We start from the raw sequence: 13,561 nt of genomic DNA, 5'->3' as shown, positions 1-13,561 counted from the left end.
GATCCGTGTACGCAGGCCAAATGTGGGAGGGGGCCTGCTCCCGATGAGGCCCTACCGGCCAACACCTTCCAACTGCCTCAACGCCGCCTTACGCTGTGCCACCGGCAGTTGGCCCATCCGCTCCACTGCCGCATAGAACTTCAGCCAATCCCCGCCTTCCTGCCGGAACAACGCCGCAAACGCCGGCACCCACTGGTCATACAGCCCGAACGGTAAAAGCCGCGCATTGTTCATCGGCAGGTTCATCCAGGCGTCATAACGCTTGTCGCCGCCCCACTGACTGTCCCGCACCCGCCGGTAGTCGCTGCGCAAACGCTCGAATTCAGCCGCCTTGGCCCGCCGCATCGCATCGGCCGCCAAGGGCTGGGCGTAGAGTGTTTCCAGACGTTTGCGAGTATCGAGGAGCAACTGGGTAAATTGGTCACGCTGCTGCAGCGCCGCGCTGCCGATCGGCGCCAGGCCCCGGGCGGCGCGCCATTGGCGCGTGCCTTCCTGCTCGACAAAGGTGGCAAAGGACTCGTTGAACTCGGTGTCGTCCTTCACGTAAAAGCGTTGGTGCGCCAGCTCGTGAAAAATCAACGTGGCCAGCCGCTCGTCGCCCCAGCCCAGCATCGAACTCATGATCGGGTCATTGAACCAACCCAAGGTGGAATAGGCCTCGACGCCGCCAATCGACACATCCATGCCTTGTTGCTTGAGCAACGCCGCCTCACCCCGCGCCGCGCCCTGGCTGTAATAACCGCGATAGGCGACACAGCCAGCGATGGGAAAGCAGTGATTTTGCGCCGACAAGGAAAATTCCTGCGTGGCAAAAACATTCCAGACCACATAAGGCCGGCCAATATCGGCGTACAACCGGTAACTCTGATTGTCAGGCAGGTGCAACTGCTCGCTGGCGAACGTGCGCGCCTTTTGCGATCGCACCAAGTGCTCACGTAACTGTTGCGGCCGCGCCGGGTCGGCAATCACCTTGGCCACCGGCTCCCGAGCCTGCAGCAACTGCCACTGGCCGCTGGCCAATTGGCCGTAGTAATCGACGCTGGAACAACCGCTGAGCAGCACCCACCACAACCCTGGAAGAAAACGCCTGATCATGCCGCGACTGCTCCTGGGTAATTGGCTCGCCAGCCTATCGTGACTGCCCGGCGTTTTTCCATGGCGTAGCGCGTTTATACTCAAGGCTCTCCTTGTGTTGAGTGCCCGCCATGCGCCAGCTAGTGCTTTCCATCGCCGCCCTGTTGCTCAGCGCCTGTGCTTTACCACCCATCCCGCCGATGGACGCGCAACAGGCCTGGGTCGATTTCGCCACCCCGACACCGGGGGCCAAGCTGGTGATGGCCCAACGTCTGGATGGGAAAAACCTCAACGACGGGCGCTTCTTCCAGGTCCCGCCGGGCAGTCACGAGTTGATGGTGCGGTTTGATTTCGAAGTGCCGACCGGCGGCAGCTTTGGCGGGTTGTCGCAGACCCAGGACCGGACCTGCTTCATGACCTTGCAGTACGACCACTTCGAGGCAGGCCAGCGTTATCGCCTGGAGGGGCGCTCGTTGTCCTACACACCGAATATCCGGCTGTACAACGCCGCGCGTCAGTTATTGGCGCAGGAGCGCAGCGTGAACTGCATCTGATCAGTCATTGTTCTTCTGGTAGATGATTGCCTTGGTACCGTTCTCACACGTGCCTACGACCATGGCGACATCGTGCTTGTCGGCTTCTTCCTTGCTGACGATTTCCAGGGTGTAGGACGGAATCGCCTTGGCCTGGATCTTCACTTCGATCTCTTTCCTGAGTTCTTCGCAGTCTTTGGGCGCGGCCACAGCCGATGTGGCCAATACACCGCAGATGATCGCCAAGACAAAACGTTTCATGTGTGAAGCTCCCTGAATGCACGCGCACGAATGTGCGCCTATGGCTGCATAGGCTATAGGACCACATCGGGGAAACACGAGTTCTGATTTAACGCACAACTGAATGTGGGAGGGAGCAAGCCCCCTCTCACCTAAGGCTGTGTCAGTCGACGAGGGTGGCGTCCAGGCTGATTTTCGCGTTCAGCACCTTGGACACTGGGCACCCTTCCTTGGCCTTTTTGCTCAGCTCATCGAACTGCGCCTGGCTCGCGCCGGGAATCTTGGCGTTGAGGATCAGGTGTACAGCGGTGATCGCAAAACCACCGTCGACCTGGTCCAGGGTCACTTCGGCCTGGGTGTCGATGCTGTCAGCCTTGAGCCCGGCGTCGCCGAGAATCATGGAAAACGCCATGGAGAAACAGCCAGCGTGGGCCGCACCGATCAACTCTTCAGGGTTGGTGCCCTTGCCGCCCTCGAAACGGGCCTTGAAGCCGTAGGGCGCTTCGCGCAGCACGCCGGTTTCCGTGGAGATGGAACCCAGGCCTGTCTTCAGATCACCTTCCCAATGCGCGGATGCTTTTTTAACGATACTCATAGCAGTCTCCTCAAACGATGGTTTTGCGTCAGTAAGGGTTCTGAGGATAGATGCTTTGGCAAAGTTCACTTGTAAGAGAAACCTAGCAACAAAGTAGGAAATTTCGCACGACCTATTGAATCTCGGGTATATGCCCTCATTGCATAGAACATGCACATGAAGCGGCAGGTTTTGGTTCGTCTAAGAAACCTGCGCCCTTATTGGAGAAGCAGGCTTATGAAATCGCTGTCCGACGTGAAGTTCTCGACCCTCGACCTGGTGCCCGTGCGGGCCAACGGCAGCGCCGCGCAGTCGTTGCGCAATTCCCTGGACCTGGCCCAGCATGTGGAAAAGTTTGGCTACAACCGCTTCTGGGTGGCGGAACACCACAACATGGACGGCATCGCCAGCTCGGCCACCTCGGTATTGCTCGGTTACCTGGCCGGCGGCACTTCGACCATCCGCGTCGGCTCCGGCGGCGTGATGCTGCCCAACCATGCACCGCTGGTGATCGCCGAACAATTCGGCACTCTGGAAAGCCTGTACCCCGGCCGGATCGACCTGGGCCTGGGCCGTGCGCCCGGTTCCGACCAGATGACCGCCCGCGCCCTGCGCCGTGAGCGCTCCGGCAGCGCCGACGACTTCCCCGAAGACGTGGCCGAATTGATGGCCTACCTCGGCCCGCGCACGCCCGACCAGCGGGTGATCGCGGTTCCCGGCACCGGCACCAACGTCCCGGTGTGGCTGCTCGGGTCCAGCCTGTTCAGCGCACAGTTGGCGGGGGAGCGCGGCTTGCCCTACGCCTTTGCCTCGCATTTCGCACCGCGCTTGATGCATGAGGCGATTCGCGTGTACCGCAATCACTTCAAGCCTTCGGCCGTTCTGGACAAGCCTTACGTAATGCTCGGCCTTCCGTTGGTCGCGGCGGATACCGACGAACAGGCCGATTACCTGGCCACTTCCGTCTACCAACGCATCCTGGCGCTGATGCGCGGGCAGAGCCTGGTGCAGCGTCCGCCGGTGGAAAGCATGGACGGCCTGTGGCTGCCCCATGAAAAAGACGCGGTGGGCAGCTTCCTCGGCCTGGCGATGGTCGGCAGCCCGGCGAAGATCCGCGCCAAACTGGAAGTACTGGTCGAACAGACCGGCGCCGACGAGCTGATCTTTACCTGCGACCTGTACGAACACGCCGACCGGATTCATTCCTACGAACTGCTCGCGCAGTTGATGAAGGGCTAAATCTGGCAGGCGAAAAAAAACCGACGCGCGCGTCGGTTTTTTATGTCTGCAACGCGCGATTAACCGCGCTTGTAGACGATTTCCTTGGTGCCGCCTTCACAGGTGCCAACCACCTTGCCGTCAGCCGCAGCGCCTTTAGCCACCACTTCCAGCGAATAACCCGAAGCACCCTTGGCGTCGATTTTCGCGGCAATTTCGCTTTTCAGCTCTTCACACGGCTTGCCCGCCGCCAGCACGGTGCCCGCCATGCTCAACAAACCTACTGCTAACAAGAACTTCTTCATCCGTCACTTCCCTTGCGCTGATCGAAACGAGCGTGCCGACGCTGGTCGCATCGGCCCCCATTGGTTGTAGCGCAGGTTATGGCAATCGGCCAGCCGGCAAGTTCAACGGTTTCGATCAACTACTGGCAATTCGGAACCCCACCTTCAACGTAACCTGGAAGTGCGCAGCCTTGCCGTCCTTGATATGGCCACGGGTTTCGGTCACCTCGAACCACTCCAAATGCTTGATGCTCTTGCTGGCTTCAGCCAGGGCGTTGTTGATCGCCTCTTCGATGCTGGTGGTGGACGAACCCACCAATTCGACTTTCTTGTAAGTGTGATGATCAGACATGGCGTTTCTCCTGAGGGTCGTCAATAAAGCCTAGCAGTCAAAGCTCATACTGCTTCTGGCGACCGTTCCTACTCGAAAGTTCAGATTTACTGCACTTTCTGAAATGGCCGTAGTCGGTATCTACACACGCCACCTAATCACTTCAGGAGAGTCCACATGGCCAACACCTCTTTACGCAAAGCGTCGCTGGAAAGCATGGAAGCCGAGATTTCGAGCCTGCTCAAGTCTCTTGAGAGCCTCAAGGACGACGCATCCGATGAGTCGCTCAAGACTCTGAAGGCCCTGAAAAGCAATGCCGAGAACGCGCTCAAGCATTCTCGTCACCTGATCAGCGACGCCTACGAAGAAAGCAAAGTCAAAATCCGCGAAACCGGCGTGGCGACCCGGGACTACGCACAAGAACACCCATGGACTACCGCCGGCGTTGCCGTTGGCGCGCTGGGCCTGCTGGCGGCTTACCTTTTGTGCAAACGCGGTAACTGATCTGCCGGCTATACCGGCTGGCGCGACAGCTCAGCCTTGAGCCATTGCGCCAATTGCCGAGCGCGCCCGTCCGCGGCGCGCTTGGGTAGCCACAACGCCAGGTGCGCCGGGGTTTGCGTGAAACCCCACGGCGCCACCAGGCGACCGGCGCGCACATCCTCCGCCACCAGCGGCTCCGGCGCGATCGCCACACCCAGCCCCGCAACCGCCGCTTCCAGCAAGTAATACAAATGCTCAAACCCCTGGCCGAGTTTTAACGCACCGGGTTCGATCCCGTGTTGCTGCGCCCAGCTGGGCCAGGCCTGCGGGCGAGACGTGGTGTGCAACAGCGCTTCGTCGCACAGCGCCGTGGCCGGGGCGTCGCGCAGACGTTCGTAACCGGCGAAACGCGGGCTCATGACCGGGCCGATGCGTTCGCTGGCCAGCTCGTACACCTGCATATCCGCCGGCCACGGCGGTTCGGCGAACAACAGCAGGGCATCCAGGCCGGGACGGCGCGGGTCCAGATCACCTTCACCCGCCGACAGGTGCAAGCGCAGATCGGGCAGGTCGGCATTCAAGCGGCCCAGGCGCGGAATGAACCAGCGCGCCAGCAAACTGCCCGAACAGCCGAGGACGAACGGTGCATCGGCGCTGCTTTGGGTAATTTGCGCGCACACCTCCCTTAACCGCTCGAACGCCTCGGCACTCGCATCGCGCAGACGCACGCCGGCATCTGTGAGTTTGAGGCCGCGCCCTTCCTTGACGAACAGGCTGACCCCCAAATGTTCTTCCAGCACTTTAAGCTGGCGGCTCACGGCGCCATGGGTGACGTGCAACTGCTCAGCCGCCTGGCTCACGCTGTTGAGGCGGGCCGTGGCTTCGAAGGCGCGCAGGGCGTTAAGGGGCGGGAGGTCTCGGCTCATCTGTGAGTTTTCCTGACAGGTTGTAGCGATCTTATCGGTTTTCAGCCCTGAGCGTCAGGGGTAGAGTGAGCGTCATTGCTTCCCACCCGAATTCTTTTCCTGGAGCGTCCCATGACTCAGTCCCAGACCGATCTACGCAACGGCCCTGACGCCAACGGCCTGTTCGGCGCATTCGGCGGCCGCTACGTCGCCGAAACCCTGATGCCGTTGATCCTCGACCTGGCCCGCGAGTACGAAGCGGCCAAGATTGATCCTGCGTTCAACGAGGAATTAGCCTACTTCCAGCGCGACTACGTCGGTCGACCAAGCCCGCTGTATTTCGCTGAGCGCCTGACGGAGTTCTGCGGCGGCGCCAAGATTTACCTCAAGCGCGAAGAGCTGAACCACACCGGCGCGCACAAGATCAACAACTGCATCGGTCAGATCCTGCTGGCGCGGCGCATGGGCAAGAAACGCATCATCGCCGAGACCGGCGCCGGCATGCACGGTGTGGCCACCGCCACCGTGGCCGCGCGTTTCGGCCTGCAATGCGTGATCTACATGGGCACCACTGACATCGAGCGCCAACAGGCCAACGTATTTCGCATGAAGCTGCTGGGCGCTGAAGTGATCCCGGTGGTCGCCGGCACCGGCACCCTCAAAGACGCGATGAACGAAGCTCTGCGCGACTGGGTGACCAACGTCGACGACACGTTCTACCTGATCGGCACCGTTGCCGGCCCGCACCCTTATCCTGCGATGGTGCGCGACTTCCAGTCCGTGATCGGCAAGGAAACCCGCACCCAGCTGCAAGCCCAGGAAGGCCGTCTGCCGGACAGCCTGGTGGCGTGCATCGGCGGAGGGTCCAACGCCATGGGCCTGTTCCACCCGTTCCTGGATGACAGCAGCGTCGAGATCATCGGCGTCGAAGCCGCAGGCTTTGGCATCGAAACCGGCAAGCACGCCGCCAGCCTCAACGGCGGCGTACCGGGCGTACTGCACGGCAACCGCACCTTCCTGCTGCAGGACGACGATGGCCAGATCATCGACGCCCACTCGATTTCCGCCGGCCTCGACTACCCCGGCATCGGCCCTGAGCACGCCTGGTTGCACGATATCGGCCGCGTCCAGTACACCTCGGTGACCGACCACGAAGCGCTCGACGCCTTTCACAAATGCTGCCGCCTGGAAGGGATTATTCCTGCACTGGAAAGCGCCCACGCCCTGGCCGAAGTGTTCAAACGCGCGCCGACCCTGCCGAAGGAACACCTGATGGTGGTCAACCTGTCCGGCCGTGGCGACAAAGACATGCAGACCGTGATGCACCACATGGAACAGTCCCAGCAGGAGAAACACTAAATGAGCCGCCTGCAAACCCGCTTTGCGCAACTCAAGCAACAAAACCGCGCCGCCCTGGTGACCTTCGTCACCGCCGGCGACCCCGGTTACGACACCTCGCTGGCGATCCTCAAGGGCTTGCCCGCTGCCGGTGCCGACGTGATCGAGCTGGGCATGCCCTTCACCGACCCGATGGCCGACGGCCCGGCCATTCAACTGGCCAACATCCGCGCGCTGAGCGCCAAGCAGAACCTGGCGAAAACCCTGCAGATGGTGCGCGAGTTCCGCAAGGACAACAGCGACACCCCGCTGGTGCTGATGGGTTACTTCAACCCGATCCACAAATACGGCGTGCCGGCCTTTATTGCCGACGCCAAGCAAGCCGGGGTCGACGGCCTGATCGTGGTCGACCTGCCGCCCGAACATAACGGCGAGCTGTGCGACCCGGCCCAGGCGGCAGGCATCGACTTTATCCGCCTGACCACGCCGACCACCGACGACGTGCGCCTGCCGACCGTGCTCAACGGCAGCTCGGGCTTTGTGTACTACGTGTCGGTAGCCGGTGTGACTGGTGCCGGTGCCGCCACCCTGGAACACGTCGAAGAAGCCGTGGCCCGCCTGCGTCGCCATACCGACCTGCCGATCAGCATCGGTTTCGGTATCCGCACGCCGGAACAAGCGGCCGCCATCGCGCGCTTGGCCGATGGTGTGGTGGTGGGTTCGGCGCTGATCGATCACATCGCCAACGCCAGCAACGACCAGCAAGCCATCGACGGCGTGCTGAGCCTGTGCGCGGCGCTGTCGGAAGGTGTCCGTAACGCACGTAAGTAAGCGCCTCGTATGCGGTAGGTAAAGTTCCTGATACACAGGAATCAACCGGCAACACCGTGGCCTAAACAACAAGACCAAGGGATTTCGAACCGTGTTCGCAATCCCTTTTTTTGTATGTGTGCCCCGAGGAATTCCCGATGAAAATGCGCAAATCCGTGATTGCTGGTTGTGGCGTCCTGGTGCTTGCCGCCAGCGCCCTGGTGCAAGCCGCGCCGCCTGACCAGCGCGGTGACGACCGTGGCGGCCCACAAGACCAGCACGAGCAACGTGGCGACGACCATCGCGGCCCGCAGGACAACCATCGCGGCGGCCCGCCCCAGGACTTCGGCCCGGTGCGCCAGATCATCCACGACAACCACGGCCAATTCGGCCGTGGCGCGCCGCCGCCGCCGAATGTGCGCCTGGTCCGTGGCCGGCCGCTGCCCCACGGCTACTACGGCGAACGCCTCGACAACCGCGCCCTGGCGCGCCTGCCGTACTACGAGGGTTACGAATGGCGCCGTTCGGGCCCGGACGTGGTGCTGATCGCAGTGGGCACCGGCATCGTCTATGAGATTCTGGAAGGCGTGTTGAACTGACGCCACGGTTCCGCGATTTCTTCCGCTAGGCTTAAGGGGCGAACCGTTCGTTCCCCCTTAACGCACTTCATGCCTATTGCCGTCTAACCACCTCAGCAAGCCCCGGTATTTCTTGCGCTCCCGGTCGTTAAGTTAGCCGCATCAGAAGTCATTCTTGGCTCTATGGAGTACATCATGGCATTTGATCTCATCACCGAATCGGACCGCCGTCACGCCACCTTGCAAAAAGGCTTCAACCTGCGCTGGCCGTTGGGCAACGTGCAGGGCCAATCCTCGCCCAACGGCGCCAACCTGATTTACCTCTGTTACAGCCCCCAGGACATCATCGACGCCGCGGCGCAGGCCCTGGCCGTTGCCAATGGCCGGATTACCGTGCGCAGCGGCGGCCACTGTTACGAAGGTTTCGTCGCCAACAAGATGCCCGACAACCCCAATGAGGTATTGGCGATTCTGGATATCGGGCAAATGAAGCAACTGGACTACGATGCCGACGGCCAACTGCACTCCCAGTTGATACCGACCTTGCCCTATCGCTACCGCTTTCGCCTGGAAGCCGGCGGGCAGAACTGGGACGCCTACGTCGCACTGTACACGTTGGCCAACAAGACCCTGCCCGGGGGTTCGTGTTATTCGGTGGGCCTGGGCGGGCACATCTGCGGTGGCGGCTACGGCTTGCTCTCGCGCAAACACGGCCTGGTGTGCGACTGGCTGTCCGGTGTCGATATTCTGGTGCCCAACGCCCAGGGCAACGGCCTGACAGCGCGTCATGTCTGCCGGGAGAGCACCGACCCGGACGAACTGGACCTGTTTGCCGCGTGCTGCGGTGCCGGCGGCGGGCAATTCGGGATCATCACCAGTTATTACTTCAAGGACCTGCCGGACGCCCCCAAGGAGGTGCTTTGGCTGGTACTGGAATGGGACTGGGCGATGCTGACCAAACCGGCGCTCGACCGATTGCTGGTGGCCTATCAAGCCTGGTTCGCCCGACATCAGGCCGACCCGGACACCTGGGGCCTGGCGACCAAGCTGGAAATGCGCCACCAGCACACCGGCAACGTCACGCTGGGCATTCACTACGTGGACAAAGACGGCGAGTTGAACGATCAGGCGCCCTTCAACGATTTTGTCACGACGATGCTGGACGCCATCGGCATTGCCGCCAGCGAATCGGTGACACCGTTTCACGTGATCCACCTGCCGCGAAGCAACCCCACCGGGCGTGTCATCAACTCCTTGAGCACGGCGCAGGCCGTCGTGCGCCGTCTCGACTGGCTGCCGTGCCAGCAAACCCTCAACGGCTCCGGCGACAACCAGCGCGGGCGCTATAAGTCGGCCTATCAGAAAGGCATTTTCACGCCGCAGGTGTTATCCGCGATCTGGACCACACTGACCTGGCCCGACCCGGCGAACGTGTTGACCCAAAGTCTCATACAGATCCAGTCGTTCGGCGGGCGCATCAACCAGCCAGATCCGGCGGTGCGGCGCGAATCGTCTGCGGCCCAGCGCGGCTCTTTCCTCAAGTGGCAACCGCAGTGTTATTGGCGCGATGCCAGTGCCGCCACCGACCAGGCACATGCCGATTGGATTCAGGGGCTGTTTTTCAACGCCTTCGCCAACGATCAAGGCGTGCCGCTCAACGCGGAGTTCGAGGGCTGCTACATCAATTACCCCGACCTCGACATGACGCACCTCGGCGGCAACCCGGCGAACGCCAAGAACCCCCAGTGGTACACGGTTTTCTTCCCCGACCTGATCATCGAAAGCCGCCTGCGGCGTACCAAGCAGCGCTGGGACCCGCTGAATATATTCCACAACGAAATGTCGGTGCCGTAAGCCGCAAATAAAAACGGGCGACCCCAAGGTCGCCCGTTTTTTTACAACTCGATCCGTTCGACCTTGCCCACCAACAAGATGTAGGAAAGCGCCCCGAGCAACGCCAGCACTGCGATATAGGTGATCGCCGGTGCGAACGAATCGCCGCTGGCCAGGAAGCCAATCACGATCGGCGTGGCAATCGCCGCCAGGTTGCCGATGAAGTTGAACACGCCACCGGTCAAGCCGAGCAAGCGAGCGGGTGCCAAGGTCGACACCAGCGACCAGGTGATCGACGCAAGGCCATTGCCGAAGAACGCCACTGCCAGGAACGCAATCACCCAGGCCGTCGAATCCACGTAGTTGGCGCCAATGATCGCGGTGGAAATCAACAGCCCGCCGATGATCGGCAACTTGCGCGCAAAACCCACTGATGCGCCGCGGCGAATCAACCAGTCGGAAAAAATCCCGGAGCACAGCACGCCGACAAACGCCGCGAGGAAGGGCAGGGAAGCGAGCAGGCCGGATTTGATGAAGTCCATCCCGCGATATTTCACCAGATAGGTCGGGAACCATGTCAGGAAGAACCACAGCGTGGAGTTCAGGCAGAACTGCCCCAGGTAGATGCCCCAGAGTTTGCGCTTGCTCAGCACGATGCCCAGGTCGACCCAACTGAACGGTGCCTTGGCGGTTTGCGCCTGCATGTCCACCAGCCCGCCGCCGGCACGGATCAGTTCGATTTCAGCGGCGTTGGCGCCTTTGAAGTCCTTCGGCTCGCGGTACACCGCGTACCAGATCAGCGCCCAGAGGATGCCGACGCCGCCGGTGGTGACAAACACCATGTGCCAGCCGTAGTGGTGCTGTAACCAGGCCAGCACCGGGGTGAGAAACGCCAGCCCGACGAACTGGCCGGAGGTGTAGAAGCCAATCGCCGTGGCGCGCTCACGCTCGGGGAACCACGTGGTGACCACGCGGCTGTTGATCGGATAGGCCGGCGCTTCCAGGGCGCCCACCGCCATGCGCAGGACAAACAGCGCGATGAAGCTGGCCGCAAAGCCGAGCATCACAGTGGCGATGGACCACAGCAGCAGGGCCACGGTGTAGAGGATGCGCGGCGGCACCCGGTCGACCAGCCAACCGCCGGGGATTTGCATGGCGGCGTAGGTCCAGCCGAACGCCGAGAAAATCAGCCCGACATGCACCGGGTCGATGCCCAGGTCACTGGTCAGGGCCGGGGCCGCGATCGACAGGTTGCTGCGGTCGAGGTAGTTGATCACCACGGTGATAAACAGCAGCACCATGATGAAGTAGCGCTTTCTGCTAGGCGTGACTAAAGAAGCCTGCCCGGTGAGGGATTCAGGGTGCATGGGGTTGTCTCTTCTTATGTTTATTGAGGACGGACTTACTGACCAAACCAGCTCAAATGTGGGAGGGGGCTTGCCCCCGATAGCGGTGAACCAGCCGCCGAAGATGTCGACTGACACTCAGCTATCGGGGGCAAGCCCCCTCCCACATTTTTTGCCACATTTTTTCAGGCAGACATCACCACTCGGCAAAACTTCCGTCGGCATGGCGCCAGATCGGGTTGCGCCAGCGATGGCCGATGGCCGCGCGTTCGATCACGTATTCCTCGTTGATCTCGATGCCCAGGCCCGGCCCGTTGGGGATCTTCACGAAGCCCTGGTCATAGTCGAACACGCCCGGGTCGCGCACGTAGTCGAGCAGGTCGTTGCTCTCGTTGTAGTGAATGCCCAGGCTTTGCTCCTGGATAAACGCGTTGTAGCAGACCGCGTCCAGCTGCAGGCAGGCGGCCAGCGCGATCGGACCCAGCGGGCAGTGCAGCGCCAGGGCCACGTCGTAGGCTTCGGCCATGTTGGCGATCTTGCGGGTTTCGGTGATACCGCCAGCGTGGGAAGCGTCCGGCTGGATGATGTCGACGTAGCCTTCGCTGAGCACGCGTTTGAAGTCCCAGCGCGAGAACAGGCGCTCGCCCAGGGCAATCGGGGTGCTGGTCAGCGGTGCGAGTTCTTTCAGCGCTTCGTAGTTTTCGCTGAGTACCGGCTCTTCGATGAACATCAGTTTGTACGGGTCCAGCTCTTTCATCAGCACCTTGGCCATGGGCTTGTGTACGCGGCCATGGAAGTCGACGCCAATGCCCACGTTGGGGCCGACGGCATCGCGCACGGCGGCGACGTTGGCCAGCGCCAGGTCGACTTTTTCGAAGCTGTCGACGAACTGCAATTCTTCCGTGCCGTTCATTTTCACCGCAGTGAAGCCACGGGCCACGGCCTCTTTGGCGGCGCGGGCGGTGTCGGCGGGGCGATCGCCGCCGATCCACGAATACACGCGAATCTTGTCACGCACCTGGCCGCCCAGCAGGTCGCTGACCGACACGCCCAGGGCCTTGCCCTTGATGTCCCACAGCGCCTGGTCGATGCCGGCCAGCGCGCTCATGTGCACGGCGCCGCCGCGATAGAAACCGCCGCGATAGAGCACAGTCCAGATGTCTTCGATATTGCGTGGGTCTTTGCCGATCAGGTAATCGGACAGTTCCTCGACCGCAGCCGCCACCGTGTGGGCGCGGCCTTCGACCACGGGTTCGCCCCAGCCGGTGACGCCCTGGTCGGTCTCCACTTTGAGGAAGCACCAGCGCGGTGGGACGATGAAGGTAGTCAGTTTGGTGATTTTCATCTTCTTATCTCTCTTGTCGATGCAGCGCCCAAGGCGCCAAGCTTGCGATCAGTTCAAGGCGTTCCAGGCCGCGACATACGCCTGGGCACTGCTCGCCACCTCGGCCACGGACATGCCCGGCTTGAACAATCCGGACCCCAGGCCGAAGCCCCTGGCGCCGGCGTCGAAATACACCTGCATGTTGGCCGGGCTCACGCCGCCGACCGGCAGCAACAGCGTGCCCGCCGGCAACACCGCCAGCCACGCCTTGATCACCGCCGGGCCCATTTGCTCGGCGGGGAACAGTTTCAATACGTCGGCGCCTTCGGCCAGCGCGGCGAACGCCTCGGTCGGGGTGGCCACACCTGGCGACAGGTACAGGCCGGCGGCTTTCGCGGCACGCAAGACCTTGGCATCGCTGTGGGGCATCACGATCACCTGGCCACCGGCGGCCTTGACCTGCTCGACCTGCGCCGGCGTCAACACCGTGCCGGCGCCGATCAGGCAATCGGCGGGCAGGCTGTCACGCAGGGTGCGGATGCTGGTGTAAGGGTCCGGCGAATTGAGCGGGACTTCGATCACGCGAAAACCGGCGCGGTACAGCACCTGGCCAATTGCCTCGGCTTCGTCCGGGCGCACGCCGCGCAGGATCGCGATCAAACCGTTTTGCGTGAGTGCTTGCTTGAGCAT

Annotated in this window: 16 protein-coding genes; 7 read left to right on the top strand and 9 right to left on the bottom strand. The window is 61.9% G+C overall.

Annotation, left to right across the window (positions count from 1 at the left end; all coding sequences use genetic code 11):
* Nucleotides 1-51 precede the first annotated feature (51 nt).
* On the bottom strand, nucleotides 52-1,095 hold the full coding sequence (locus ACP7E3_RS03595; protein ID WP_426122292.1) for an aminopeptidase: 1,044 nt from the start codon (nucleotides 1,093-1,095) through the stop codon (nucleotides 52-54).
* 110 nt (nucleotides 1,096-1,205) lie between these two features.
* Between ACP7E3_RS03595 and ACP7E3_RS03590 the strand changes: the two genes are divergently transcribed.
* A complete protein-coding gene (locus ACP7E3_RS03590) occupies nucleotides 1,206-1,628 on the top strand; it encodes a hypothetical protein (protein WP_108525754.1) in 423 nt (140 codons plus the stop codon).
* Here the strand turns inward: ACP7E3_RS03590 and ACP7E3_RS03585 are convergent, their stop codons facing one another.
* Nucleotides 1,629-1,868 (bottom strand): DUF1161 domain-containing protein, encoded by a 240-nt coding sequence (locus tag ACP7E3_RS03585; RefSeq protein WP_017848990.1) that lies wholly within the window; start codon nucleotides 1,866-1,868, stop codon nucleotides 1,629-1,631. It lies immediately after the preceding gene.
* A gap of 142 nt (nucleotides 1,869-2,010) precedes the next feature.
* On the bottom strand, nucleotides 2,011-2,442 hold the full coding sequence (locus ACP7E3_RS03580; RefSeq protein ID WP_017848989.1) for an OsmC family protein: 432 nt from the start codon (nucleotides 2,440-2,442) through the stop codon (nucleotides 2,011-2,013).
* Between the two features lie 216 nt (nucleotides 2,443-2,658).
* Between ACP7E3_RS03580 and ACP7E3_RS03575 the strand changes: the two genes are divergently transcribed.
* Nucleotides 2,659-3,660 carry an LLM class flavin-dependent oxidoreductase gene (locus ACP7E3_RS03575; RefSeq protein ID WP_017848988.1) on the top strand — a complete coding sequence of 334 codons (1,002 nt, stop codon included), beginning with the start codon at nucleotides 2,659-2,661 and terminating at the stop codon, nucleotides 3,658-3,660.
* Nucleotides 3,661-3,719: 59 nt separating this feature from the next.
* On the opposite strand, the gene ACP7E3_RS03570 is transcribed toward ACP7E3_RS03575, so the two are convergent.
* Nucleotides 3,720-3,944 carry a DUF1161 domain-containing protein gene (locus ACP7E3_RS03570; RefSeq protein WP_017848987.1) on the bottom strand — a complete coding sequence of 75 codons (225 nt, stop codon included), beginning with the start codon at nucleotides 3,942-3,944 and terminating at the stop codon, nucleotides 3,720-3,722.
* 115 nt (nucleotides 3,945-4,059) lie between these two features.
* Complete coding sequence (locus ACP7E3_RS03565) at nucleotides 4,060-4,275, bottom strand: dodecin (RefSeq protein WP_017848986.1); 216 nt, start codon at nucleotides 4,273-4,275, stop codon at nucleotides 4,060-4,062.
* 156 nt (nucleotides 4,276-4,431) lie between these two features.
* Here ACP7E3_RS03565 and ACP7E3_RS03560 point away from each other — a divergent pair, with 156 nt between their 5' ends.
* Nucleotides 4,432-4,758, top strand: a complete 327-nt coding sequence (locus ACP7E3_RS03560) for a DUF883 family protein (RefSeq protein ID WP_010565821.1) — start codon at nucleotides 4,432-4,434, stop codon at nucleotides 4,756-4,758.
* 8 nt (nucleotides 4,759-4,766) lie between these two features.
* Here the strand turns inward: ACP7E3_RS03560 and ACP7E3_RS03555 are convergent, their stop codons facing one another.
* Entirely contained in the window at nucleotides 4,767-5,663 is an 897-nt protein-coding gene (locus ACP7E3_RS03555) for a LysR family transcriptional regulator (RefSeq protein WP_128192140.1), read from the bottom strand.
* A gap of 111 nt (nucleotides 5,664-5,774) precedes the next feature.
* On the opposite strand from ACP7E3_RS03555, the gene trpB reads away from it, so the two are divergent.
* The 4 genes from trpB to ACP7E3_RS03535 all read left to right on the top strand — a co-directional run bounded on the left by trpB (nucleotide 5,775) and on the right by ACP7E3_RS03535 (nucleotide 10,222).
* Nucleotides 5,775-7,001: a tryptophan synthase subunit beta gene (gene trpB, locus ACP7E3_RS03550; protein ID WP_017848984.1), complete on the top strand. Its 1,227-nt coding sequence runs from the start codon at nucleotides 5,775-5,777 to the stop codon at nucleotides 6,999-7,001.
* Nucleotides 7,002-7,811 (top strand): tryptophan synthase subunit alpha, encoded by an 810-nt coding sequence (trpA, locus tag ACP7E3_RS03545; RefSeq protein ID WP_046381551.1) that lies wholly within the window; start codon nucleotides 7,002-7,004, stop codon nucleotides 7,809-7,811. It abuts the gene before it with no gap.
* Nucleotides 7,812-7,948: 137 nt separating this feature from the next.
* Nucleotides 7,949-8,389, top strand: coding sequence for an anti-virulence regulator CigR family protein (locus ACP7E3_RS03540; protein ID WP_057004935.1), 441 nt, complete (start codon nucleotides 7,949-7,951; stop codon nucleotides 8,387-8,389).
* Nucleotides 8,390-8,563: 174 nt separating this feature from the next.
* Nucleotides 8,564-10,222, top strand: coding sequence for a BBE domain-containing protein (locus tag ACP7E3_RS03535; RefSeq protein WP_426122286.1), 1,659 nt, complete (start codon nucleotides 8,564-8,566; stop codon nucleotides 10,220-10,222).
* A 41-nt stretch (nucleotides 10,223-10,263) separates the two neighbouring features.
* Here ACP7E3_RS03535 and ACP7E3_RS03530 read toward each other — a convergent pair whose 3' ends face one another.
* From ACP7E3_RS03530 to ACP7E3_RS03520, 3 genes are all read right to left on the bottom strand, one after another.
* Nucleotides 10,264-11,568 carry an MFS transporter gene (locus ACP7E3_RS03530; RefSeq protein ID WP_046484398.1) on the bottom strand — a complete coding sequence of 435 codons (1,305 nt, stop codon included), beginning with the start codon at nucleotides 11,566-11,568 and terminating at the stop codon, nucleotides 10,264-10,266.
* A 175-nt stretch (nucleotides 11,569-11,743) separates the two neighbouring features.
* On the bottom strand, nucleotides 11,744-12,892 hold the full coding sequence (gene dgoD, locus ACP7E3_RS03525) for a galactonate dehydratase (RefSeq protein WP_003170741.1): 1,149 nt from the start codon (nucleotides 12,890-12,892) through the stop codon (nucleotides 11,744-11,746).
* A 48-nt stretch (nucleotides 12,893-12,940) separates the two neighbouring features.
* A complete protein-coding gene (locus tag ACP7E3_RS03520; protein ID WP_017848979.1) occupies nucleotides 12,941-13,561 on the bottom strand; it encodes a 2-dehydro-3-deoxy-6-phosphogalactonate aldolase in 621 nt (206 codons plus the stop codon).

Source organism: Pseudomonas sp. PSPC2-3 (assembly GCF_049898265.1).
Lineage (GTDB): Bacteria > Pseudomonadota > Gammaproteobacteria > Pseudomonadales > Pseudomonadaceae > Aquipseudomonas > Aquipseudomonas veronii.
This window is presented reverse-complemented; position numbering and strand designations above follow the sequence as displayed.